The organism is Spirillospora sp. NBC_01491, assembly GCF_036227065.1.
Lineage (GTDB): Bacteria > Actinomycetota > Actinomycetes > Streptosporangiales > Streptosporangiaceae > Spirillospora > Spirillospora xylanilytica.
Window position 1 is genome coordinate 7,358,310 of record NZ_CP109432.1, and the last position, 21,794, is coordinate 7,380,103.

Annotated in this window: 18 protein-coding genes; 8 read left to right on the forward strand and 10 right to left on the reverse strand. The window is 73.0% G+C overall.

What is annotated here, in order from left to right; translation table 11 throughout:
- Nucleotides 1–77: 77 nt before the first annotated feature.
- Together OHA34_RS34175 and OHA34_RS34180 are read right to left on the reverse strand one after the other, a co-directional pair.
- Nucleotides 78–947 carry a glutamate ABC transporter substrate-binding protein gene (locus OHA34_RS34175; protein ID WP_285937185.1) on the reverse strand — a complete coding sequence of 290 codons (870 nt, stop codon included), beginning with the start codon at nucleotides 945–947 and terminating at the stop codon, nucleotides 78–80.
- Nucleotides 948–988: 41 nt separating this feature from the next.
- Nucleotides 989–1,711 (reverse strand): amino acid ABC transporter ATP-binding protein, encoded by a 723-nt coding sequence (locus OHA34_RS34180; RefSeq protein ID WP_285938574.1) that lies wholly within the window; start codon nucleotides 1,709–1,711, stop codon nucleotides 989–991.
- A 302-nt stretch (nucleotides 1,712–2,013) separates the two neighbouring features.
- On the opposite strand from OHA34_RS34180, the gene miaB reads away from it, so the two are divergent.
- Together miaB and OHA34_RS34190 are read left to right on the forward strand one after the other, a co-directional pair.
- On the forward strand, nucleotides 2,014–3,552 hold the full coding sequence (miaB, locus tag OHA34_RS34185) for a tRNA (N6-isopentenyl adenosine(37)-C2)-methylthiotransferase MiaB (RefSeq protein ID WP_329519983.1): 1,539 nt from the start codon (nucleotides 2,014–2,016) through the stop codon (nucleotides 3,550–3,552).
- Nucleotides 3,553–3,610: 58 nt separating this feature from the next.
- Complete coding sequence (locus OHA34_RS34190; protein ID WP_329519984.1) at nucleotides 3,611–4,351, forward strand: class III extradiol dioxygenase subunit B-like domain-containing protein; 741 nt, start codon at nucleotides 3,611–3,613, stop codon at nucleotides 4,349–4,351.
- Here the strand turns inward: OHA34_RS34190 and OHA34_RS34195 are convergent.
- Entirely contained in the window at nucleotides 4,336–4,572 is a 237-nt protein-coding gene (locus OHA34_RS34195; RefSeq protein ID WP_329519985.1) for an antitoxin, read from the reverse strand. The two genes, OHA34_RS34190 and OHA34_RS34195, sit on opposite strands and share 16 nt — an antisense overlap.
- A gap of 163 nt (nucleotides 4,573–4,735) precedes the next feature.
- On the opposite strand from OHA34_RS34195, the gene miaA reads away from it, so the two are divergent.
- A complete protein-coding gene (miaA, locus tag OHA34_RS34200; RefSeq protein WP_443029604.1) occupies nucleotides 4,736–5,677 on the forward strand; it encodes a tRNA (adenosine(37)-N6)-dimethylallyltransferase MiaA in 942 nt (313 codons plus the stop codon).
- A gap of 27 nt (nucleotides 5,678–5,704) precedes the next feature.
- Complete coding sequence (dapF, locus tag OHA34_RS34205; RefSeq protein WP_285937180.1) at nucleotides 5,705–6,565, forward strand: diaminopimelate epimerase; 861 nt, start codon at nucleotides 5,705–5,707, stop codon at nucleotides 6,563–6,565.
- Between the two features lie 240 nt (nucleotides 6,566–6,805).
- Here dapF and OHA34_RS34210 read toward each other — a convergent pair whose 3' ends face one another.
- Together OHA34_RS34210 and OHA34_RS34215 are read right to left on the reverse strand one after the other, a co-directional pair.
- On the reverse strand, nucleotides 6,806–8,767 hold the full coding sequence (locus OHA34_RS34210) for a sensor histidine kinase (protein WP_285937179.1): 1,962 nt from the start codon (nucleotides 8,765–8,767) through the stop codon (nucleotides 6,806–6,808).
- A gap of 503 nt (nucleotides 8,768–9,270) precedes the next feature.
- Nucleotides 9,271–9,882, reverse strand: coding sequence for a TetR/AcrR family transcriptional regulator (locus OHA34_RS34215; RefSeq protein ID WP_285937178.1), 612 nt, complete (start codon nucleotides 9,880–9,882; stop codon nucleotides 9,271–9,273).
- Nucleotides 9,883–9,984: 102 nt separating this feature from the next.
- Here OHA34_RS34215 and OHA34_RS34220 point away from each other — a divergent pair, with 102 nt between their 5' ends.
- The 4 genes from OHA34_RS34220 to OHA34_RS34235 all read left to right on the forward strand — a co-directional run bounded on the left by OHA34_RS34220 (nucleotide 9,985) and on the right by OHA34_RS34235 (nucleotide 14,678).
- On the forward strand, nucleotides 9,985–10,959 hold the full coding sequence (locus OHA34_RS34220) for a hypothetical protein (RefSeq protein WP_285937177.1): 975 nt from the start codon (nucleotides 9,985–9,987) through the stop codon (nucleotides 10,957–10,959).
- A gap of 85 nt (nucleotides 10,960–11,044) precedes the next feature.
- A complete protein-coding gene (locus tag OHA34_RS34225; RefSeq protein ID WP_329519986.1) occupies nucleotides 11,045–12,046 on the forward strand; it encodes an ABC transporter permease in 1,002 nt (333 codons plus the stop codon).
- Nucleotides 12,043–12,924, forward strand: a complete 882-nt coding sequence (locus tag OHA34_RS34230; protein ID WP_329519987.1) for an ABC transporter permease — start codon at nucleotides 12,043–12,045, stop codon at nucleotides 12,922–12,924. Before OHA34_RS34225 ends, OHA34_RS34230 begins: the two co-directional genes overlap by 4 nt.
- Nucleotides 12,921–14,678, forward strand: coding sequence for an ABC transporter family substrate-binding protein (locus OHA34_RS34235; RefSeq protein ID WP_329519988.1), 1,758 nt, complete (start codon nucleotides 12,921–12,923; stop codon nucleotides 14,676–14,678). Before OHA34_RS34230 ends, OHA34_RS34235 begins: the two co-directional genes overlap by 4 nt.
- A gap of 290 nt (nucleotides 14,679–14,968) precedes the next feature.
- Here the strand turns inward: OHA34_RS34235 and OHA34_RS34240 are convergent, their stop codons facing one another.
- The 5 genes from OHA34_RS34240 to aceB form a co-directional block, all read right to left on the reverse strand.
- Nucleotides 14,969–15,676 (reverse strand): hypothetical protein, encoded by a 708-nt coding sequence (locus OHA34_RS34240; RefSeq protein ID WP_285937173.1) that lies wholly within the window; start codon nucleotides 15,674–15,676, stop codon nucleotides 14,969–14,971.
- Nucleotides 15,677–15,811: 135 nt separating this feature from the next.
- Nucleotides 15,812–17,200: a (Fe-S)-binding protein gene (locus OHA34_RS34245; protein WP_285937172.1), complete on the reverse strand. Its 1,389-nt coding sequence runs from the start codon at nucleotides 17,198–17,200 to the stop codon at nucleotides 15,812–15,814.
- Nucleotides 17,200–18,411, reverse strand: coding sequence for an FAD-binding oxidoreductase (locus OHA34_RS34250; RefSeq protein WP_329519989.1), 1,212 nt, complete (start codon nucleotides 18,409–18,411; stop codon nucleotides 17,200–17,202). Before OHA34_RS34250 ends, OHA34_RS34245 begins: the two co-directional genes overlap by 1 nt.
- Complete coding sequence (locus OHA34_RS34255; RefSeq protein ID WP_285937170.1) at nucleotides 18,411–19,859, reverse strand: FAD-linked oxidase C-terminal domain-containing protein; 1,449 nt, start codon at nucleotides 19,857–19,859, stop codon at nucleotides 18,411–18,413. The genes OHA34_RS34250 and OHA34_RS34255 overlap by 1 nt, the downstream gene beginning before the upstream one ends.
- A gap of 44 nt (nucleotides 19,860–19,903) precedes the next feature.
- On the reverse strand, nucleotides 19,904–21,511 hold the full coding sequence (aceB, locus tag OHA34_RS34260) for a malate synthase A (protein ID WP_329519990.1): 1,608 nt from the start codon (nucleotides 21,509–21,511) through the stop codon (nucleotides 19,904–19,906).
- Nucleotides 21,512–21,794: the final 283 nt, after the last annotated feature.

Consider the following 21,794-nt stretch of genomic DNA (forward strand, 5'->3'; position numbering starts at 1 on the left):
CGGCGGAGCGAGGATCGCCTGATCCCCGGCGGGATCCGCGGCCCGATCGTCCAGGGGACGCCCCCTGGACGATCGGGTCAGGCGCAGCCCTCGAACTTGGGGACGGTCGTGGTGGGCTTCAACCCGGTACCGCCGAAGTGCTGCTCCAGCATCTTGGCGGCGGAGCCGTCGCTGTACATCTTGGTGATCGCCTTGTTGACGGCCTCGCAGGTCTCGGTGTCGCCCAGCTTGATCCCGACGCCGTACTTCTCGTCGGTGAAGGGGTTGTTGATGACCTTGAAGGCGCCCTTCTGCTGGTTGGCGAAGCCGGCCAGGATCAGGTCGTCGGTGCTGACCGCGTCGAGCGCGCCGGCCTTGAGCTTGGCGGCGCACTCGGAGTAGCTGGAGGCGTCGACGAGCGTGACGCCCTTGATGGCGAGCTGGCCGTCCGGCGGACCCTCGGTGACGCGGCGGAAGGAGTTGGAACCGGCGGCGCGGCAGAGCTTCTTGCCCTTGAGGTCCTCGGCCTTTTTGATCTTGGTGTCGTCGGCCCGGACCATCGTGTCCTGGTGCGCGATGTAGTACGGGCCGCCGAAGCCGACCTGCTTCTTGCGCGCGTCGGTGATGGAGTACGTGGCGATGACCAGGTCGACCTGCCCGCCGCCGAGGAACGACTCGCGGTTGGCGGAGGTCGTCTCCTTGAAGGTGATGCCGCTCTCGGGCACGCCCAGGTCCTTGGCGATGTACCGGGCGGTGTCGACGTCGAAGCCCTCGAAGGTGCCGTCGGGCTTCTTCAGGCCGAGCGAGGGCTGGTCGAACTTGATGCCGATGGTGAGCTTCTTGTCGTCCTTGGCCTTCTGGACGACGCTCTTGGCGTTGGTCTTCTCCGCATCGCTGCCACAGGCGGTCAGCGCCAGCGACAGCGCGACCGCCGCGCCGATCGCGGCGGTGTATCGACGTGCTCGCATGCTCTCGTCTACCTCTGCTTTCGTGCCGGAGCCCCGACGGCTCAGTGCGTGAGGATCTTGGAAAGGAAGTCCTTGGCGCGGTCGGTTCGCGCGTTGGTGAAGAACTCCTCGGGGGTGTTCTCCTCGACGACCTGGCCGTCGGCCATGAACACGACCTTCTGCGCGGCCTTGCGCGCGAAGCCCATCTCATGGGTGACCACGACCATGGTCATGCCGTCCCGGGCCAGCCCGGTCATGACGTCCAGCACTTCGTTGATCATCTCTGGGTCGAGCGCCGAGGTGGGCTCGTCGAAGAGCATGACCTTGGGCCGCATCGCGAGCGAGCGGGCGATCGCGGCGCGTTGCTGCTGCCCGCCGGAGAGCTGGGCGGGGTACTTCTGCGCCTGGTTGGCGATCCCGACCCGGTCGAGCAGCTCCATGGCGTGCTTCTCCGACTCGGCCCGGCCCTGCTTGCGGACCTTGATCGGGCCGAGCGTGACGTTCTCGAGGATCGTCTTGTGCGCGAACAGGTTGAACGACTGGAACACCATGCCCACGTCGGCGCGGAGCCTGGCCAGGTCCCTGCCCTCCTTGGGCAGTTCCTTGCCGTCCACCAGGATCGTGCCGGCGTCGATCGGCTCCAGCCGGTTGATCGACCGGCACAGCGTCGACTTGCCGCCGCCGGACGGGCCGATCACCACGACGACCTCGCCGCGGTCCACCGTGAGGTTGATGTCCTTGAGAACATGCAGCTCGCCGAAGTGCTTGTTGACGTTCTCGACCACAACGAGGGGCCCGCCGCCCGGGTCGTCCTCCTGGGGCCCGCCGCCGCCCTTGGTGAGCTTGGGCCCGCCTTCGCTGTCCGTCATGGGCCCGGACTTTACGTCATTCGTATAGCCGGGCAACCCTCCGTGTGGTACCGATACGATCACGAATCCCCACGTCGGCGGGCGGGTCCGCGGCAGGGCGGACGGCGGGTGCGGAGGCCCGTTCCCGGTGCGGCGGCGGACCGGCCGCGAGCCCCCTAGCCAGGGCGATCTGATCGCGCACGGGGGACCTGTCCCGACGCGTACCCTTGGTGATTGTCATGAGTGCGCCTACAGAGACCGGCCCCCGCACGTACGAGGTTCGTACCTACGGGTGCCAGATGAACGTCCACGATTCCGAGCGCCTGTCGGGCCTGTTGGAGTCGGCCGGGTATATCCGCGCGGGCGACGCCGAGCCCGATGTGGTGGTGTTCAACACCTGCGCCGTACGGGAGAACGCCGACAACAAGCTTTACGGCAACCTCGGCCACCTGCGCCCGGTCAAGGACGGCCACCCGGGGATGCAGATCGCGGTGGGCGGCTGCCTCGCCCAGAAGGACCGCGACACGATCGTCGAGCGGGCGCCATGGGTGGACGTGGTCTTCGGGACCCACAACATCGGCTCCCTGCCCGTCCTGCTGGAGCGCTCGCGCGTCCAGCAGGAGGCGCAGGTCGAGATCGAAGAGTCCCTGGTGACCTTCCCCTCCACGCTGCCGACGCGCCGCGAGTCGCCCTACGCGGCGTGGGTGTCGATCTCGGTGGGCTGCAACAACACCTGCACGTTCTGCATCGTCCCCGCGCTGCGCGGCAAGGAGCGCGACCGCCGGCCCGGCGAGATCCTCGCCGAGGTCGAGGCGCTGGTCGCCGACGGCGTCCTGGAGATCACGCTCCTCGGCCAGAACGTCAACGCCTACGGGTCGGGCTTCGGGGCCCTGGCCGCGGCGCCGGACGAGGTCCGCGCGATGACCGCGGGCGGCCAGTCGGCGTTCGCCGGGCTGCTGCGCGCCTGCGGCGCGGTCGAGGGGTTGGAGCGGGTCCGGTTCACCTCGCCGCATCCGAAGGACTTCACCGACGACGTGATCGCCGCGATGGCCGAGACGCCGAACGTGACGCCGTCGCTGCACATGCCGCTCCAGTCCGGGGCCGACCCGGTGCTGAAGGCGATGCGCCGCTCGTACCGGCAGGAGCGCTATCTCGGGATCATCGAGAAGGTCCGGGCCGCGATCCCGGACGCCGCGATCACCACCGACATCATCGTGGGCTTCCCCGGCGAGACCGAGGAGGACTTCGAGCAGACCCTGCACGTCGTCCGGGAGGCGCGCTTCTCCAGCGCGTTCACCTTCCAGTACTCCAAGCGCCCCGGCACGCCGGCCGCGACGATGGACGGCCAGGTGCCCAAGGCGGTCGTGCAGGAGCGCTACGAGCGGCTGGTCGCCCTCCAGGAGGAGATCTCCTGGGCGGAGAACAAGAAGCAGCTCGGACGCACCCTGGAGGTCCTGGTCGCCGAGGGGGAGGGGCGTAAGGACGACGCGACCCGGCGGATGTCCGGCCGCGCCCCCGACAACCGCCTGGTCCATTTCAGGGCGCCGGACGAGCCGGTGCGCCCGGGGGACATGGTCACGACGGAGATCACCTACGCCGCGCCCCATCACCTGGTCGCCGACAAGCCCGCGGTGACGGTCCGCCGCACCCGCGCGGGCGACGCGTGGGAGGCCCGGCAGGGCAGGGCGAAGGAAGCGGGCGTCCCGCTCGGCATGCCGTCCGTCGGCCGGCCCGCCCCGGCGGCGCCGGTGGAGCCGGGCTGCTCCGCCGGCGGCTGAACTCCGGCATGATCGGGACACCCGGTCCGGAGGGGGCCCGGTCCCAGGGAGGCTCTGCGTGCTGATCTCGGCGGCGGTGTGCCCGCACCCGCCCGTCCTCGTGCCCGAAGCCGCCGGGGAGGCCGCGCCCGAGCTCGACGCCATGCGCGCCGCCTGCGACGAGGCGGTCCGGCGGCTGGGCGCATCGCGTCCGGACGCGGTCGTCGTGGTCGGGGGCGGTCCGGAGACGCGCGCGTACGGTGGCGAGGCGACCGCCACGCTGCGCCCTTACGGGCTTGACCTCGTGTGGGGGAGCGGGCCTGATCTGCCGCTCTCGCTGACGATCGGCCACTGGCTCCTCACCCGTGACGGGACACTCCTCGGCCAGGGAACCTCGGAGGTGCAGCCTGAAGGCGTGCGCTACCAGTCCGTGGCGTTCGACGCGACGCCTGACGAGTGCCTGAGGCTGGGGCGCGAGCTGGCCGGATGCGCTCCGCACGTCGCGCTGCTGGTCATGGGCGACGGGACGGCGTGCCTGTCCGAAAAGGCCCCCGGGTCCCTGGACGAACGTGCGGCCGGGTACGAGGACGCAGTGGCGCAGGCTCTCGGGCGTGCCGACACCGCCGCCCTAGCCGGTCTGGATCCGGAGGTTTCCCGTCAGCTCCAGGTGGCCGGGCGGGCGGCGTGGCAGGTCCTCGCCGGCGCCGCCGTGGGCGCAAACCGGTTCGAAGCCGGGCTCCTCGCGCGCGAGGAGCCGTATGGCGTCGGCTACCTGGTCGCGAGCTGGCGGCGTCCGGAGAGGGGTCAGGAGGCGGGCTGACCGCCACCGGAGCCCGTGGGGCCGGGGCCTCCGTCACCGCCTTGGCCGCCGCGGTTGTTCTTGTCGATGAAGTCCCGGCCCTTCTCCTGGGCCTTGTCGACCTTGTCGGAGTGCTTGCCGCCGGTCTTCTGGTCGAACATGTCCCCGGCCTTGTCCATGCCATGCTTGGCCTTGTCACCGTGCTGGCCGAGCATTTCCTTGACCTTGTCGACGATGGACATATGGTTCCCCCCGATGTCTCATCTGCTCGGCGTCGTCCGGATCCCGTCCGACGCCCGTACATACGATCCCTACCCGTTATGTTGCGAGAATTAAGCCTGTGACCGTTATGGATGTGCCCGATGACGCCCGAACCGCTCCCGCGTCCGAGCCGGTGAGGCGGCAGTGACCGGGCTGACGGCCGGCCCGGCGACCGGGCGTGTGACCGGGCCGGACGTGATCGCCGTGGTCGGCGCGACCGCCGCGGGCAAGTCCGACCTCGCCGTGGAGCTGGCCCTGCGCCTGGGCGGCGAGGCGGTCAACGCCGACTCCATGCAGCTCTACCGCGGCATGGACATCGGCACCGCCAAGCTCGCCGCCGACGAGATGCGCGGCGTCCCGCACCACCTCCTCGACATCTGGGACGTGCGGGAGACCGCGAGCGTCGCCGAGTACCAGCGGCTGGCCGCCGAGGCGGTCGCCGAGATCCGCGGCCGGGGCCGGACGCCCGTCCTGGTCGGCGGATCCGGGCTCTACGTCCGGGCGGCGCTCGACCAGCTGGAGTTCCCCGGCACCGATCCGGCCGTGCGGGCGCGGCTGGAGGGCGAGCTGGCCGAGGCCGGTACCGGCGCCCTGCACGCGCGGCTGCGCGCGCGGGACCCGGCGGCGGCCGACGCGATCCTGCCCGGCAACGGCCGGCGCATCGTCCGGGCCCTGGAGGTGATCGAGATCTCCGGCCGTCCGTTCAGCGCGACGATGCCCGAGTACCGCTACCGGTACGGCGCGGTCGTGCAGATCGGGCTGAGCGTGCCGCGCCCCGAGCTGGACGAGCGGATCGCGCTGCGGGTCGGGCGGATGTGGGACGCGGGCCTGGTCGACGAGGTTCGCGCGCTGGAGGCCGCGGGGCTCCGCGACGGCGTGACGGCCCCCCGCGCCCTCGGCTACGCGCAGGTCCTGCGGTTCCTGGCGGGGGAGTGGACCGAGGAGCGGGCGAAGGAGGAGACGATCAGGGCCACCCGGCGCTTCGCCCGCCGGCAGGAGTCCTGGTTCCGCCGGGATCCGCGCGTGGCCTGGCTTCCCTGCGACGCACCCGGCCTGGCCGATCGCGCGCTGGCCCTGACGCGGTGACCGGCCGGCGCGCAATACGATCGTGACATGCGCTTTGTGAAGGGGCACGGAACCGAGAACGACTTCGTGATCCTGCCCGACCCGGACGGGACACTGGACCTGACGCCGGCCGCCGTGGCGCGGCTGTGCGACCGGCGGGCCGGGATCGGCGCGGACGGGGTGCTGCGCGTCGTCCGGACCGAGGCCGCCGGCGACCCGGCGGTGGAGGCGCTCGCGGGCGGCGCCGAGTGGTTCATGGACTACCGCAACGCCGACGGCGGCATCGCGGAGATGTGCGGCAACGGGACGCGGGTCTTCGCCCGCTACCTCGTCGACGCCGGGCTGGCGATGCCCGGCGAGTGGGACGTGGCCACGCGGGCGGGGCTGCGCCGGGTCACCCTCGACGGGGACGGCGACGTGAGCGTCGACATGGGCCCGCCCGAGGTGCAGGGGCGCGGCGAGGCGTCGCTGTCGGAGACGGCCTTCTCCGGCGTGCGCGTCTCGATGGGCAACCCGCACCTGGCCTGCGTGATCGACGCGCCGGTCGCGGATCTCGACCTGTGCAGGGCGCCGCGCTTCGACGCGGCGGTGTTCCCCGAGGGCGTCAACGTCGAGTTCTTCCGCGTCCTGGGGGACCACCACCTGGAGATGCGGGTGTACGAACGGGGCTCGGGCGAGACCCGTTCGTGCGGCACCGGCATCGTCGCGGCGGCGGTCGCCGCGACCATCGGCCCGGCGGCCGGACCGGACGGCGGACCGCGTGCCGATGGCGGTCCGCTGCCGCGGGGCGAGTGGACCGTGGACGTTCCCGGCGGACGGGCGACGGTCACCTTCGACGGGAAGACGAGCCACCTCAAAGGCCCCGCCGTGCTCGTCGCCGAGGGGGAGACCTACCCCGGCTGGCTGTAGCCGCCGTTCCGGTCGGGCCGCCGTGTCGAGTGACCATGCGGAAGGGTCCCGGGTCGAACGGGACAGCTGCCCCTCACTCCCGGGACCGCCCGGCGCATACCTTCTGAAGTGCACACCCTCTGGTGAATGGCCCGCACGGAACTGGGATGGGAGCCCCGGAACCGTACGGTGCCCGGGGGCCGGTGGCGGACCTTCTTGGCGGGGGGCGGTCACCGGCCCTCACACCTGAGAGACGCGGGTTCAGGCGGGCGCCCCGTTGAGCGGCAGCCTGGCGCGGACGAGGGTGCCGCCCTCCGGCCCCGGTCCCACGGTGCACGATCCGCCGAGTTCGGCCGCGCGTTCCCGCATGGACGACATGCCGATCCCCGAGCGGACCCCGGCGGGCACCCCCACGCCGTCGTCGCCGACGGTCACGTGCAGGTCCCCGTTGAGATGGAGCCGCACGACGGCCTTCCCCGCCTTCGCGTGGCGGTGCACGTTGGTGAGGGCCTCCTGGACGATGCGGTACGCCGCGACCTCCGCCGCCGCGGGCAGGTCGGCGAGGTCGCCGTCGACCTGCACGTCCACCCGGGGGCCGTCCTCGGTGGCGACCACCCCGCCGAGCGCCTCGATCGCCCCGGCGAGGCCCAGCTCGTCCAGCGCGGGCGGGCGCAGCCCGTACACCAGCTCGCGGATGCCGCCGATGGTCTGCCCCATGGTGGTGCGCAGGCGCTCTAGCAGCGCGTCCGCGGCGGCCGGGTCGGTCTGCAACGTGATGCGGGCGGCGTCGACCGTCATCGCGAGGCTGGCCAGAGTGGGGCCGAGACCGTCGTGCAGGTCGCGGCGGAGCCGGCGCCGCTCCTCCTCGCGGGTGCGCAGGATCCGCTCGCGCGACCGCTGGACGTCGGCGGCGAGCCGCGCGGCGTTGGCCAGCTCGGCGAGGTTGCGGGCCAGGATGCCCGACAGCCGGGCATCGGGGGTGCGGGTGACGCCGAACAGCAGCCGTCCCACCGGCTCGCCGTGCCAGACCAGCGGGACCAGGTGCGGCCCGTCGCCGAGCACGCCGTCCTCGGCGGACGCGGTGCGGCCCTCCCGGTCCAGCACCTCGATCACCACGCCGGTGGCGTGCAGTGCGGCCCGCGCGACCTCGGCGGCGACGGCCAGCGCGGCGGACGGGTCGGCGGCGGTCTGCAGGCGCCGGTTGAGCTTGTCGGCGATCCGGTACGGGTCGCGCTCGCTGTGCAGCAGCCCGTCCACGCCGCTCTGCAAGCGCCGCCGGGTCGGCTCGAACACCGCGCCCGCCCCGACGGCCCCGGCCAGCCCGGCGAGCGGGCCGTCGCCGGGGATCACCAGGCCGGCCGCGCCCGCCAGCGCGAAGTACACGCCGCTGAGCACCGCGATGAGCCCGGCGTAGACGAGGGTCCGGCCGACCACCACGTCGATGTCGTACAGCCGGTACCGGGTGATGGCGATCGCGATGCACACCGGCACCGCGGCGATGGTGATGTTGCGCAGCGGGTCCCCGATCGGGGTGGTCTCGCCGAAGTAGATGATCGCCTGGGCGAGCACGCCGGGGTAGATGACCCAGGCGATCTGCCTGCGCACGTCCGGCGGGGACCGCAGGAACCGGACGAACACCGACAGCAGCCCGAGGGCCAGGGTGCCGAGGATCGTCGCGCTGATCGCGAGCGGGATGTCCTGGAACGGGTAGACCGAGACGCCGTTGTGGAACCGGCGCGCCCCGGGATCGACCGTCAGGTGCACGCAGACGATCACCGGCACGGCCAGCGCCACCGCCAGCACCGGCAGGAACCGGCGGGAGACCAGCCGCCCGTCCGGGAAGATCAGCGGCAGGACCAGGGTGAGCGCGAACGTGTCGACCGCCCACAGCCAGGTCCCGAGCCAGGTGAGGAGGCCCGCGCCGGGCCAGCCGCGCAGGTCGAACCAGGGTCCGAGGTTGAGGACCAGCACGTAGACGGCCGCGCTGGAGCCCGCCGCCAGCATCAGCCGGCCGACCCTCAGGCCGGGCCGGTGGCGCAGCAGCAGTGCGGCGACGGGTGACCAGAACACCGCGATCACGATCTCCGGATGCCACCACACCATCCGCCGCCCCGCGGGCAGCCAGAGACCGAGCAGCAGCGAGGCGGCGACGGCCGCGACCGCCGCCAGGGCGACCAGTGAGGACGCCCGGCCCGCCCTGCGCTCGTGCTCCGCCGTCTCCATGAGCTCTCCCCGAATCAAAAGTAATGGAATGTTAAAACGTCCAGGTGGCGGAGACCCAGGGGCACAACCGGATTCGGCCTCTCAAGCTGTCCGAAGTGGGCGGAAGAGACGGGAGTACTAGTGTGCCGTTCCCGGCGCGCCGCGGGCGTTTTCGGGCCTGCGGGAATGGGGGCGCGTCCCGTTCGCTGTCCTGAGGACCCAGGGGCGATCGCCTCAGGACGCAGGGACTCCGGCCCGCCGACACTTGCCCGGGGGCGGAGCGGCGCGCGGCGGGGCGGGACGGGGCGGGGAACGGGCGGATGACGTGGGGCGCGAGGGCCTCGAATCCTCTACAGGGGCGGATTCGGAGCACCGCGGGGCGTCGTGGAGATGGCGGCGGCCCGCCCGGAGCACACCGGGCGGGCCGCCATCGGCTCAGCGCGTGAGCCTGATCGAACAACGAAGCCGTCCGGGCCGGGCCGATCGGGCCGTGGGCCCTGGGGCCGGCCTGCTCGTGGGGCCGGTCAGGTCGCGAGGCTGGTCATGCTTGCGCGGGCGAGGGCCTGGATCCCGCGCCGGAAGTCGTCCGGGTCGACGTCGCCGAGGATGAGCCGCTGGAGCAGGAACCCGGGCAGCAGCCCGAACAGCAGCTTGCCCGCCGCGTCGGCGTCGGTGCCGGCGGGCAGCAGGCCGGCCTCGGTGAGCCGCCGGGCGTAGGCGATCCACGTCCCGCGCAGATTGCGGACGTTCTCCTCGACGTAGTGGCCGAGGCGGGGGTCGTAGAGCGCCAGCGCCCACGCCTGGGGCGCGAGCCGCAACGGGCCGTCCGGCCCGGAGAGCGAGACCATCTTGTCGGTGACCAGCCCGACGACCGTGTCGAGCGTGGGGATGGGGTCGCGGTTCACCAGGTCGGCGAGGAAGGTGTGCAGGTCGCTGATCACGGTCGAGGCGACGGCCTCGATGATCTCGTTCTTGCTCTTGAAGTAGCGGTAGACGGCACCGGCCGACAGGCCGCTCTCGGCGAAGATGTCCTGCATCGAGGTCTCGTGCAGGCCACGGCGGACGAAGCAGGACCGGGCCGCGTCCAGGATCTGCCGGCGGCGGCGCTCCAGGTGCTCTTCGCTGACTCGTGGCATCCGGTCAATATAAAACGAACGTCCGTTCTTGACAACTCGGCGGGCCGGTGGGACTCTGGCCGCAGGTAAAGAGAACGGACATTCGTTTTTTTGGAGGCGGTCGTGCGGTCCTCATCCGCCGGGCGCGCCGTGGGCGTGGCCCTCGGCGCCGTGGTCCTACAGCTCCTGATGATCATCGCGTTCGGCTGGCCCGCCGCCAGGGTCGCGCCCCGCGACGTCCCGATCGCCGTCGCCGGCCCGCAGGCCGAGGCGGTCGCGAGCCGGCTCGACCGGGAGCGTCCCGGCGCGTTCGAGATCACCATCCGGGCGGACGAGGCCGCCGCCCGCGCGGACCTCACCGGCCGCGCCGCCTACGGCGCGATCGTCACCACGCCCTCGGGTCCGCGGGTCCTCGTCGCCTCGGCGGCCTCGCCGGTCGTTGCCCAGCTCCTCGGGCAGATGGCCGCCACGCTCGGCGGCGCCCCGGCGGCCCCCGTCCAGGACGTGGTGGCCACCGATCCCGACGACCCGCGCGGCTCGGGGTTCGGCGCCCTCGCGCTGCCACTGGTCATGTCCGCGCTCGCCGCCGCGGTGCTGTTCTCCTACGCCGTCCCCGCGATCGCCTGGCGCGCGGCCGGCCTGGCGACCTTCGCGGTCCTCGGCGGGCTGGCCGTGACCGCCCTGGCGCAGGGGTGGCTGTCGGTCCTGGAGGGGCCCTACCTCGGCGTCGCCGGGGTGATGGCGCTGACCATCCTCGCGGTCAGCGGCACCGTCGCCGGGCTGGCCGCGGTGCTCGGCCGGGCCGGGCCCGGCGTGGGCGCCCTCACCTTCCTGCTGGTGGGCAACCCGCTGTCCGGCGCGACATCGGCCCCCGAGCTGCTGCCGCAGCCGTGGGGGCTCATCGGCCAGTACCTCCCGCCCGGCGCGTCCGCGACCCTGCTGCGGTCGGTCGCTTTCTACGACGGCGCGACGCCGGCCGGGCCGCTGCTCGTCCTGACGGCCTGGGCCGTCGCGGGCCTGGCCCTGCTGGCCGCCGGCGCCGTCCGAGGCCGGGCGCAGAAGGCTCCAGCGGACGAGCGCCGTCCCGTCCTCGCCTGAGGGCGGACGCTTTTGGCGGTCTCCCGGCGCGGAACGTCATGACTCAGTAGCATTCCGTGATCGCTCGTCGCTCGCGGGAGGGGACATGGCGGTGTTCCTGGCGCGGCGGCTCGCGTACTCCGCGGTGCTCGCCGTGCTGGGCGCCAGCCTCACCTACGTGCTCGCCGCGACCGCGCTCCGGCCCCGCGCCGGATTCGAGACGCGGACGCCCCGGCCGCCCGAGGCGGTCGTGCACGCCGAACTGCGCCGCCTCAACCTCGACGACCGCGTCCCCCTCGCCGTCCGCTACCGGACGTGGGCGGCGGGCGTCGTGCGCGGCGACCTCGGCCGCACCCGGCAGGACGGCCCGGTCGGCGCGGAACTGCGCCGCCGCGCAGGGGTCAGCGTCCGGCTGCTGCTCCCCGGGACGGTCCTCGGCTGCGCGCTGGGCGTCCTGCTCGGCGCGTACGCGGCGGCGCGGCGCGGCCGGGCCGCCGACCGCGCCATCGCGGCCGGTTCGGCGCTGCTGCCGGCCGTCCCGGTGTTCGTCCTGGCGGTGCTGCTCCAGTTCGCGGCGGGCAAGGTCAACGACGTCACCGGCATGCGGATCTTCGAGTGGACCGGGGAGTCCTCGCCGGGCGCGGGCGGGCCGGCCGACCGGGTGCGGCATCTGCTGCTGCCGACGGTCACGATCGCGCTCTCCCAGGTCGCCCTCTACTGCCGCTACCAGCGCGGATTGATGCTCGACGTGCTGAGCGCCGAGCACATGCGCACGGCGCGGGCCAAAGGACTGCGGCGGCGGAGGGTGCTGCTGAGGCACGGGCTGCGCGTCGCGCTCGTCCCGATGACCGCCTACTCCGCCTACGCGTTCGGCCTGATGCTGGTCGGCGCCGCCTTCACCGAGAAGGTCTTCGGGTGGCACGGGCTGGGCGAGTGGCTGGTCGAGTCCATCGGTCATGGCGACGTCAACGCGGTGGCGGCGGTGGGCTCCCTCGCCGCCGGGACGGTCCTGCTGGCCGGGCTGGTGTCGGACGTGGTGCGCGGTGTCCTGGACCCGCGGACCCGAACGGCCGAGGTCGCGGCGGCGCCCACGACGGCGGCGCGATGACGAGCCCGCCGCGCGACGTCGTGACGAGTCCGCCGCTGAGCGCCACAAGGGGCGGCCTGCCCTCGCGGGTGCTCGGTAGCAGACGTGCCGTGGCCGGGCTCGCACTGCTCGCCGCGCTCGTCGCGCTGGCCTTCGCCGGGCCGCTGGCGTCGCCGTGGGGCTGGGCCGACACCGACGTCGCGGCGTTCTGGGAGCCGCCGTCGTCCGGGCACTGGTTCGGGACCACGCAGAGCGGACGGGACGTCTTCGCGCTCGTCCTGCGCGGCATGCGGAGGTCGCTGTTCATCGGCCTCAGCGTCGCGGCGCTGGCCACCGGCCCGGCCGCCGTGGTGGGGATGGTCGCGGGGTACGCGGGCGGCTGGGGCGACCGCGTCCTGATGGGCGGCGCCGATCTGCTGCTCGTGCTGCCGCCGGTCCTGGTCGCCGCCGTGCTGTCCCCGGCCCTCGGCTCCGGCGGCCCCGCGCTGGTCGTGCTGCTGGCGACGTTCATGTGGACCGTCACCGCCCGCTCCGTCCGGGCGATGACGCTCTCGCTGCGCGAACGGGAGTTCGTGCTGGCGGCGCGGTTCCTCGGGGCGACCGCGCCGCACGTGATCGTCCGGCATCTGCTGCCGCACCTGGCGTCGCTGCTAATGGCGGACGCGAGCCTCAACGTCGGCGCCGCGATCGTCGCCGAGAGCGGGCTGGCCTACCTCGGCCTCGGCGTCCGGCCGCCCGACGTCTCCCTCGGCACGCTCGTCGCCGACGGCGGCGGCACGGCGACCACCCACCCGTGGCCGTTCGGGTTCGCCGCCGGGATGCTGGCGCTGATCGTGCTGGCGGTGAACCTGCTCGGCGACGGGCTGCGCGACGCGCTCGATCCGGCGGACGCCCGGTGAACGTCCGGGTCCGCGAACTGCTGAAGGGAATCGACGAGATGGACCCGTGCGTCCGGCCGGTGAGAACGCGCCGCCGACCGTTGGTCGTGGCCGCGGTCCTGTGCGCGGTGGCGGCCGCGGGTGGCGGTTGCAGCGGCGCGGCCTCTACGGGCGAGGCCGGGACCGGCCCGTCCGGACGGCTCCCCGCCTACGACGTCAACCCCACGCCGCGCGAACGCGTCCGCAGTGGCGGGACGCTCCGGTGGCCGCTGCCCGAGTTCCCCACGCAGTGGAACTTCTTCCACGTCAATGGAGGCACGGGCGTGGTCGACCGCGTCGTCCAAGGGCTGCTGCCGTACCTCATGCGCGCGGACGAGAAGGCCGTACCGCATCCCGTGCCGGACTACCTGCTGTCGGCACGGGCGACCCGGACGGGGGCGAACCAGGTCGTCACGTACCGGATGAACCCCCGGGCGCGGTGGTCGGACGGCAGGCCCATCGGCTACCGCGACCTGGCCGCCCAGGCTCACGCCCTGTCGGGACGGGACCCGCGCTACCAGGTGTCCACCGACGTCGGCTACCGGCAGATCCGGCGGGTCGAGCGGGGGGCGGACGACCAAGAGGTGAGGGTGACGTTCGCCGGGACCTACGCGGACTGGCGGAGCCTGTTCAGCCCGCTCTACCCGGCCGCGGCCACCTCCGACCCCGCGGCGTTCAACACGGGCTGGCTCGATCGGATGCCGGTCACCGCCGGGCCCTTCAAAGTGCGGCGGATCGACCGGACCGCCGAGACCGTCACCGCCGTCCGCAACCCGGCCTGGTGGGGACGGGCCGCCAAACTCGACCGCATCGTCTACCGCGCCCTGGACAGCGGCGCGGTGCCCGGCGCGTTCGCCAACGGCGAGATCGACCTGATGGACGTCGGCGTCGACGCGGGTGCACTGCGGCGGGCCGAGCGCGCTCCGGGCACGGTCGTCCGCAGGGCGGGCGGGCCGGACTGGCGGCATTTCACGCTCAACGCCGCCGGGCCCGTGCTCTCAGACGTGCGCGTGCGGCGGGCCGTCATGCTGGGCATCGACCGGCGGACCCTCGTCCGGTCCGATCTGACCGGTCTCGGGCTGACCGCGGAGCCCCTCGGCAACCACTTCTACGTCAACACCCAGGAGGGCTACCGCGACAACTCCGGTGAGTACGGCGGTTACGACCCGGCACGGGCGCGGCGGATGCTGGACGAAGCGGGCTGGCCACCGCACGGCAGGTACCGGGAGAAGGGCGGGCGGACGCTGGCGCTCCGGTTCGTGGTGCCCGCCGGGGTGCCCGGCGGCAAGCGGGAGGGCGAGCTGTCCCGGGCGCTGCTGGAGCGGATCGGCGTCCGGCTCGACATCCGCCCGGTACCGGGGGACGACCTGCTCGCCCGGTACGTCACGCCCGGCGACTTCGACATCGTGCCGTTCTCCTGGCTGGGCACCTCGTTCCCGGTGTCGCCGCTGCGGTCGGTCTTCGCCCGGCCGAGCGGCGGCCGGATCCGGCAGAACTACTCGCGATCGGGGACGGCCGCCATCGACGCCGCGCTGGACCGCGCCATCGCCGAACCCGACCCGGTGCGGGCCCGGCGCCTCGTCAACGCCGCGGACGGTCTCATCTGGCGGCATGCGACCGTCCTGCCGCTCTACCAGCGCCCGCAGCTCGTCGCCACCCGGCGTGGCCTGGCCAACCTGGGAGCCTGCGGCTTCTACCAGCCCGGCTACGAGAACATCGGCTTCACCAGGGGCTGACCCTGCGCCGCCGACTCCGGGAAGTTCACGCGGGGCACGGCAGTCGGGGGACGGCAGCCAGCTAGGGCCTGTCTCAAAGTGCCTCGGCCGTCGCGCGAGCGCGTTACCTGGCCGGTGGGGCGAAGCCGGAGGCGAGCCCCACCGGCCAGATCGCGAAGCGATGTCGCGCTCGCCCAAGCACGGTCGGCGTCCGAGCCCTAGGCGAGGACGCCGGGCCGGGCGTTGAAAACACAGCCGCCAGGCGAGGACGCCGGGCCGGGGTTCTGAAATACGGCCTAGGAGCCTACGGGTCAGGGGAAGGCGATCTCGACGCCCTTGCGGTCGCTGGTGAAGCGGGCGTCCCACACGTAGAGCTTGAGGTCGGCGGCGTCGAGGCCGTCCTTGACCGGCAGGTCGGCGGCGATCCGCACCAGGTAGGACGCGCCGGCGGGCATGAGCTTCTCGCCGTCCTCCTCGATGGGCGCCTTGGAGCCGTTCAGGCGGGCGGTGACCTCGCTGTGGTTGGGCAGGGTGCACATGTGCTCGGGGATGCCCGGCTGCGGCATGCAGCGCTCGCGGGCCGAACCCGGCACCTGGGAGAGCGGCACGAACAGGTCGGAGGGGAAGTCGAGCAGTACGGGCCGCCGCTGGTTGTTGGTCAGCACGTAGTCGGCGTAGGCGTAGCTCGACCCGGACGGCGGCGGGGTGCTGCCGCTCAGCGGGCGCGCGTCGGTGCCGGTCTTGACGGCGGAGAGGTCGTAGCCGTAGCCCTCGGGGGTGGTGAAGCTCTGCGCGGGGCCGCCCTTGGGGGCGGCGGCCACCGAGAGGCCGCCCGTCCCACCGACCTGACTCGTCAGGGACGGCGGGGTGGACCCGCCGCCGTCCGAGGTGTGCCGGACCACCATGATGCCGCCGGCCACCGCCGCGATCCCGAGGACCCCGGTGAGGGCGCCGGCCAGGCCGAGCCTGCCCGCGCTGTGCTTCTTGCGGCGGCGATGTGAACGGTGGCTGTTGGACATGGTCGCTCTCCGTGCTCCCTCGGGCCTCTCCAGGCTCAGTAAGCGCGCCCTGCCTGCGGGGCTCGACACAATACATGACGCCCGGATCGGTGGTGCAGGGGTGTCCCCCAAGGGGAAAAGGACGGAAATGGCAGGTCAGGGCCTTACGAAGCGCTGCCGAGGGCCTGACGGACCGCTGCCGTCCGTGCTGCCGCCCGGGGCTCTCCGGCGGGTCAGCGCGGCGGCGCCGAGGCCCCGCAGCGAGGCGTCCAGGACCTCCGCCGTGTGCGCGACGGCGATGGTGGCGCCCTGCCTGCCGAGCGCCGTGGCGATCTGCATCGAGCAGCCGGGGTTGGCCGCCACGAGCACTTCGGCGCCCGTCGCGCGGACGCCGGCGGCCTTGAGGTCGCCCAGCTCGGACGCGGCCTCCGGCTGGAGCACGTTGTAGGTCCCGGCGGACCCGCAGCACAGCTCGGGGCCGTCGACCTCACGCACGGTCAGCTCGGGGATCCCGGCCAGCAGCGCCCGGGGCTGGCTCCGGATCCCCTGCGCGTGGGACAGATGGCAGGCGTCGTGGTAGGCGACGCTGACCGGAAGCGGCCGCCGTTCCGCGCGGGGCCCCAGCTCCACCAGGAACTCGGCCAGGTCACGGGTCTTCGCGGACAGTGCCTCGGCCCGGCGCGCCCACGCGGGGTCGCCGCCCAGCAGCGTCCGGTACTCCTTCATCGCCGACCCGCAGCCCGCCGAGTTCACCACGATCACGTCGACGGCCTCGAACGCCTCGACGGTGCGGCGCGCGAACGCGCGGGCCTCGTCCTCTCGTCCGGCGTGCAGGGAAAGCGCGCCGCAGCAGCCCTGCGACTTGGGGATGACGACGTCGCAGCCCTCAAGGGCCAGCACGCGGGCGGTGGCCGCGTTGACACCGGGGAAGAACTCGCGCTGGACGCATCCGGTGAGCATCCCCACCGTGGCCCTGCGGCCACCTCGCGCCGCGACCCGTTCCGGTAGCCGGGGCGCACGTCCCAGCGGCGGCGCGAGCCGTTCCATGGCGGCGAGGGACGGAGAGATGCGCTCCAAGAGGCCGGTGCGCCGGACGAGGCGGTCAAGCCCGGTCCACTGGTACGCGCGCAGGGGAGCGCGAAGCGCCCGCAGGCGCCTCGGGTACGGGAACGTCCGGAAGACGGCCTCGCGGATGACCCGTTCCCTGGGCGAACGCGGATGCTCCTGTTCGACCTCCGCCCGGGTCATCTCGATCAGCCGGTCGTACTGCACGCCGGACGGGCAGGACGTCACGCACGCCATGCAGCCCAGGCAGCGGTCGAAGTGCTCGACCATCGCGCCATTGAGCGGAGCGCCGTCGGCGTGCTGCTGCATGAGGTGGATGCGTCCGCGCGGGGAGTCCATCTCCTCGCCCCAGAGCACGTACGTGGGACAGGTCGGCAGGCAGAACCCGCAGTGCACGCACTCACCGAGCAACTGGGGGAGCAGTTCGGGGGCCTCTGCCGAGGAAGCCGGCTGCTCGGGGGACTCGTCCGGCGCGGTCATCAGATCCCTCCCACGAAACGGCCGGGGGACAGGCGGTGCCCCGGGTCGAACTGGTCCTTGACCTGGCGCATCAGTTTCGCGGCAGGCACCGGCCCCCAGAAGTCGATCGCGGCGCGCACGTCCGCAGGGGCGTAGCAGACCACCGCAGAGCCGCGGTGTCTGGCGAGGCCCTCCCGCAGCCCGGCGATGATGGCCGCGGCCTTGTCCGGTGCGGTCTCAGCGGGAAGACCGACGTAGCCGCGTCCGATGGCGCTCCATGTGGCCGTCAAGGCGTCCGCACCGATTTCGGTCAGGAGGTGTGTGAGCGAGGTGGGGGGAGCGGTGACGTCGAGGAGAGTGGTGCCGTCCGGGTAGAGGCCCCACCCTTCAGGCGGCTCTTCGCAGACCTGTGCGTCTGGGCCGAGCAGAGCCGTCGCTTGGGCGGTGCGTGCCGTCACGCCCTCCGGGACGCCCTCCAGCAGGACACCCACCGTGCAGGAGGGCGGTGTGGGAGCGAGGACCTCGATCGCACTGGGTGCGATGGGCGAGTGCAACAGCGACTGGACGGCCTCGTGCGCCTGCGCGGCCCCGGTGACCGGGCAGGTGACGTACGCGTGGGCGGCCGGCACCGGGTGCAGGCGGAACGTGGCCTCCACGATCAGCCCCAGCGTGCCGGACGAGCCGCAGAACAGCCGCCCCAGGTCGTACCCCGCGACGTTCTTGACGACCTTGCCGCCGGACCGGGCGACCTCGCCGTCGGCGCGGACCACGGTCAGCCCGATCACCAGATCGCGCGGCGACCCGTACAGCAGCCGCAGCGGCCCGGCCGCCGCCGCCGCGATCGTCCCGCCGACCGTCGACCCGGGCAGCGGACGGTCGAGGGCGAGCCGCTGGCCGCGCGCCGCGAGCGCGGCGGCCAGCTCGTCCAGCGCCAGCCCCGCCTCGGCCGTGACCACCAGGTCACCGGAGGCGTGCTCGACGATCCGGGCCAGCCGGTGCGTGTCGACCAGCAGATCGCAGCGGTCCGGCGGCGTCCCCCAGTCGAGCCGGGTCTCCGCGCCACGCGGGACGACCGCCAGCCCGTGCTCGGCGGCGACCCGCATCACCCCGGCCGCCTCCGCCACCGTCGCGGGCGCGGCCACCAGGCCCGGGACGACGCCGAGCACGCCCTCCTCGGGCGCGCCGGGCCGCACATCGCCGCAGACCTCCGCCAGGGCGTCCAGAGGGCGCATCAGAACAGGTCCGCCTTTCCCTCGTACGGGTGGGGCCCCTTGCGCACGCCCGGGACCTCGCCGCACAGACGCGGCGTGGGGAACACCTTGCCGGGGTTGCAGAGCCCCGCCGGGTCGAATCCGCAGCGGACCATCTGCATGGTGTCCAGATCGGTCTCGGTGAACATGCGGGGCATGTAGCGCGACTTGTCGACCCCGACCCCGTGCTCCCCGGTGATCGACCCGCCGTGCTCGATGCACAGGTCGAGGATCTTGCCGGAGACCTCCTCGGCGCGCTCGGCCGCGCCCGGCTCGGCGTCGTCGAAGAGCACGAGCGGATGCAGGTTGCCGTCGCCCGCGTGGAACACGTTGGCGACCCGCACCCCCGACGCAGCCGACAGCGCGTCGATGCTCGCCAGCACCCGGGGCAGCGAGGTGCGCGGGATCACGCCGTCCTGCACCAGGTAGGCCGGGCTGATCCGGCCCATGGCGGCGAACGCCGACTTGCGGCCGGTCCAGATCAGCGCGCGCTCAGCGTCGTCCGCGGCCACCCGGATCTCGAACGCGCCGGCGTCCCGGCACAGCCGCTCGACCTCGGCGAACTGGTGCGCCACCTCACTCTCGGGGCCGTCCAGCTCCACGATGAGCACCGCGCCCGCGCCGGGCGGGTACTCGCAGCGCACCGCGGCCTCGGCGGCCTCGATGGACAGCGCGTCCATCATCTCGATCGCGGCCGGCAGCACCCCGGCGCCGATGATCGCCGAGACCGCGCCGCCGCCCGCCTCGATCGAGCCGAACGCGGCCAGCAGCGTCCGCACCGCCTCGGGCGACCGGGTGAGCCGCACCGTGATCTTGGTGGCGATGCCGAGCGTGCCCTCCGCGCCGACGAAGACGCCGAGCAGGTCGTAGCCCGGCCCGTCCGCGGCCAGCTCCACGATCTCGCCGTCCGGCGTGACGACCTCGCAGGACAGCACGTGATGCGCGGTGAAGCCGTACTTGAGGCAGTGCGCGCCGCCGGAGTTCTCGGCCACGTTGCCGCCGACCGAGCAGATCTGCTGGCTGGAGGGGTCGGGCGCGAAGTGGTAGCCGTCCGCGCGGACGGCCCGCGTCACGTCCAGGTTGATCACGCCAGGCTCGACGACCGCGCGCCGGTTCGGGATGTCGATCTCCAGGATCCGGCGCATCCGGGACGTGACGATCAGGACCCCGTCGGTGCGGGGCAGGGCGCCGCCCGACAGCCCCGTCCCGGACCCGCGCGCCACGTACGGGACGCCCGCCGCCGCGCAGTCGCGGACGATCTGCGCGATCTGCTCCGCCGTGTCCGGCAGGACGACCAGCCCCGGCGACGCCCGGTGGCTGGTGAGGCCGTCGCACTCGTAGGTGCGCAGTCGCACCGGATCGGTGATCACGGAATCGGGTCCCAGCAGCCGGCCGAACCGTCCGGCCAGCCGTGCGAGTCCTTCGCTCATCTCCCACCTTCCGAGAGCCGGCGCCGGGGCCGGTCCCTACCGCGTCACGGCATCTGCTCGTACGCCGGGGTCGTCAGGAACTCGGAGTACTCGTCCGCCAGCGTGACCTCCTTGAAGAGCGTCACGGCCTGGTCGTAGCGCGGCTCGTTGAACGCCGGCCCGAGGTCGGCGCGGATGCCAGCCAGCTCCTCGTCCAGGATCCGCTCGACGAACTCCTTGGTGACCTTCCGGCCGTCCTTCAACTCCACCCCGTTGTTGATCCACTGCCACACCTGGGACCGCGAGATCTCCGCGGTGGCCGCGTCCTCCATGAGGTTGTGGATCGCGACCGCGCCCGCACCGTCCAGCCAGGTGGCCAGGTAGCGCAGCGCCACGTCCACGTTGCCGCGCAGGCCCGCCTCGGTGATGTCGCCCGGCGTGGCCTTGACGTTGAGCAGGTCGGCGGCCGACACCGTGACGTCCTCGCGGAGCCGCTCGCGCTGGTTCGGACGGTCGCCGAGCACGCCGTCGAACACCTCGCGGCAGATCGGCACCAGGTCGGGGTGGGCGACCCAGGACCCGTCGAACCCGTCGCCGGACTCGCGGGTCTTGTCGGCCCGCACCTTCTCCAGCGCGACCTTGTTGACCGCCTCGTCCCGGCGGGACGGGATGAACGCGGCCATGCCGCCGATCGCGTGCGCGCCGCGCTTGTGGCAGGTGCGCACCAGCAGCTCGGTGTAGGCGCGCATGAACGGGGCGGTCATGGTGATCGCGTTCCGCTCGGGCAGCACGAAGTCGCGGCCCCGGTCCCGGAACTTCTTGATCACCGAGAACAGGTAGTCCCAGCGGCCCGCGTTCAGCCCCGCGGAGTGGTCGCGCAGCTCGAAGAGGATCTCCTCCATCTCGAACGCGGCCGGGATCGTCTCGATCAGCACCGTCGCGCGGATCGTGCCGCGCGGGATCTCCAGGACGTCCTGGGCGAGGTTGAACGCGTCGTTCCACAGCCGCGCCTCGAGGTGGCTCTCCATCTTCGGCAGGTAGAAGTAGGGGCCCCTGCCCTTCTCGATCTGCCGCCGCGCGCTGTGGAACAGGTACAGGCCGAAGTCGAACAGCGACCCCGACATCGGCGCGCCGTCGATGAGGACGTGCTTCTCCTCCATGTGCCAGCCGCGCGGGCGGACCACGATGGTGGCCAGCTCGCCGTCCTCCTTGAGCGCGTAGGACTTGCCGCTCTTGGGGTCGGTGAAGTCGATCGTGCGGTCGAGGGCGTCCCGCAGGTTGAGCTGCCCCTCGACCATGTTGTTCCACAGCGGGGTGTTGGCGTCCTCGAAGTCGGCCAGCCACACCTTGGCGCCCGAGTTGAGCGCGTTGATCGTCATCTTCCGGTCGGTCGGGCCGGTGATCTCGACCCGGCGGTCCTCCAGGCCCGGCGCCGGCGGGGCGACCCGCCAGGTCTCGTCCGCCCGGACGGTGGCGGTCTCCGGGAGAAAGTCCAGCGTCCCGCCCGCGGACAGCCGCTCCTGGCGCGCGGCGCGGGCCGCGAGCAGTTCCGTGCGCCGGGCGCCGAGCTCGCGCTGGAGGGCGGCGAGGAGGCTGAGCGCCTCGGGCGTCAGGATCTCGTCGTACCGGTCCTGGAGGGGACCGGTGACCTCGATGCCTTCGAGTGCAGCCATCTGCGCGCCTTTCGTATAGCGAAATTCGACTTCTGTTATGTGGAGAACGCTACTCGGCGATGCTCGGCCCGGTCAAAGGGGCCCGTCCCACGAGGTGCGGCCGGGCCGAGCGGACGACGTGCGGGTGGGGCGCGGCAGCGGTCCAGGCCGGACCGGCGTCCGGTACCCGGGCCGCCGAGCCCGTCACGGGCATGCCCCCGAGACCGGCGGATAATCGGAGTGACCAGCGCCGACGGGCGTGAGACGATCGCGGGAAGAGACAGCCGCCCCGCGGCGTTTATCA

Excerpts from the sequence above, each read along its gene's own strand:
- OHA34_RS34175 (WP_285937185.1), bottom strand. The coding sequence starts at position 947 with ATGCGAGCACGTCGATACACCGCCGCGATCGGCGCGGCGGTCGCGCTG.
- miaB (WP_329519983.1), top strand. The coding sequence starts at position 2,014 with ATGAGTGCGCCTACAGAGACCGGCCCCCGCACGTACGAGGTTCGTACC.
- OHA34_RS34195 (WP_329519985.1), bottom strand. The coding sequence starts at position 4,572 with ATGTCCATCGTCGACAAGGTCAAGGAAATGCTCGGCCAGCACGGTGAC.
- dapF (WP_285937180.1), top strand. The coding sequence starts at position 5,705 with ATGCGCTTTGTGAAGGGGCACGGAACCGAGAACGACTTCGTGATCCTG.
- OHA34_RS34210 (WP_285937179.1), bottom strand. The coding sequence starts at position 8,767 with ATGGAGACGGCGGAGCACGAGCGCAGGGCGGGCCGGGCGTCCTCACTG.
- OHA34_RS34215 (WP_285937178.1), bottom strand. The coding sequence starts at position 9,882 with ATGCCACGAGTCAGCGAAGAGCACCTGGAGCGCCGCCGCCGGCAGATC.
- OHA34_RS34225 (WP_329519986.1), top strand. The coding sequence starts at position 11,045 with ATGGCGGTGTTCCTGGCGCGGCGGCTCGCGTACTCCGCGGTGCTCGCC.
- OHA34_RS34230 (WP_329519987.1), top strand. The coding sequence starts at position 12,043 with ATGACGAGCCCGCCGCGCGACGTCGTGACGAGTCCGCCGCTGAGCGCC.
- OHA34_RS34240 (WP_285937173.1), bottom strand. The coding sequence starts at position 15,676 with ATGTCCAACAGCCACCGTTCACATCGCCGCCGCAAGAAGCACAGCGCG.
- OHA34_RS34245 (WP_285937172.1), bottom strand. The coding sequence starts at position 17,200 with ATGACCGCGCCGGACGAGTCCCCCGAGCAGCCGGCTTCCTCGGCAGAG.
- OHA34_RS34250 (WP_329519989.1), bottom strand. The coding sequence starts at position 18,411 with ATGCGCCCTCTGGACGCCCTGGCGGAGGTCTGCGGCGATGTGCGGCCC.
- OHA34_RS34255 (WP_285937170.1), bottom strand. The coding sequence starts at position 19,859 with ATGAGCGAAGGACTCGCACGGCTGGCCGGACGGTTCGGCCGGCTGCTG.
- aceB (WP_329519990.1), bottom strand. The coding sequence starts at position 21,511 with ATGGCTGCACTCGAAGGCATCGAGGTCACCGGTCCCCTCCAGGACCGG.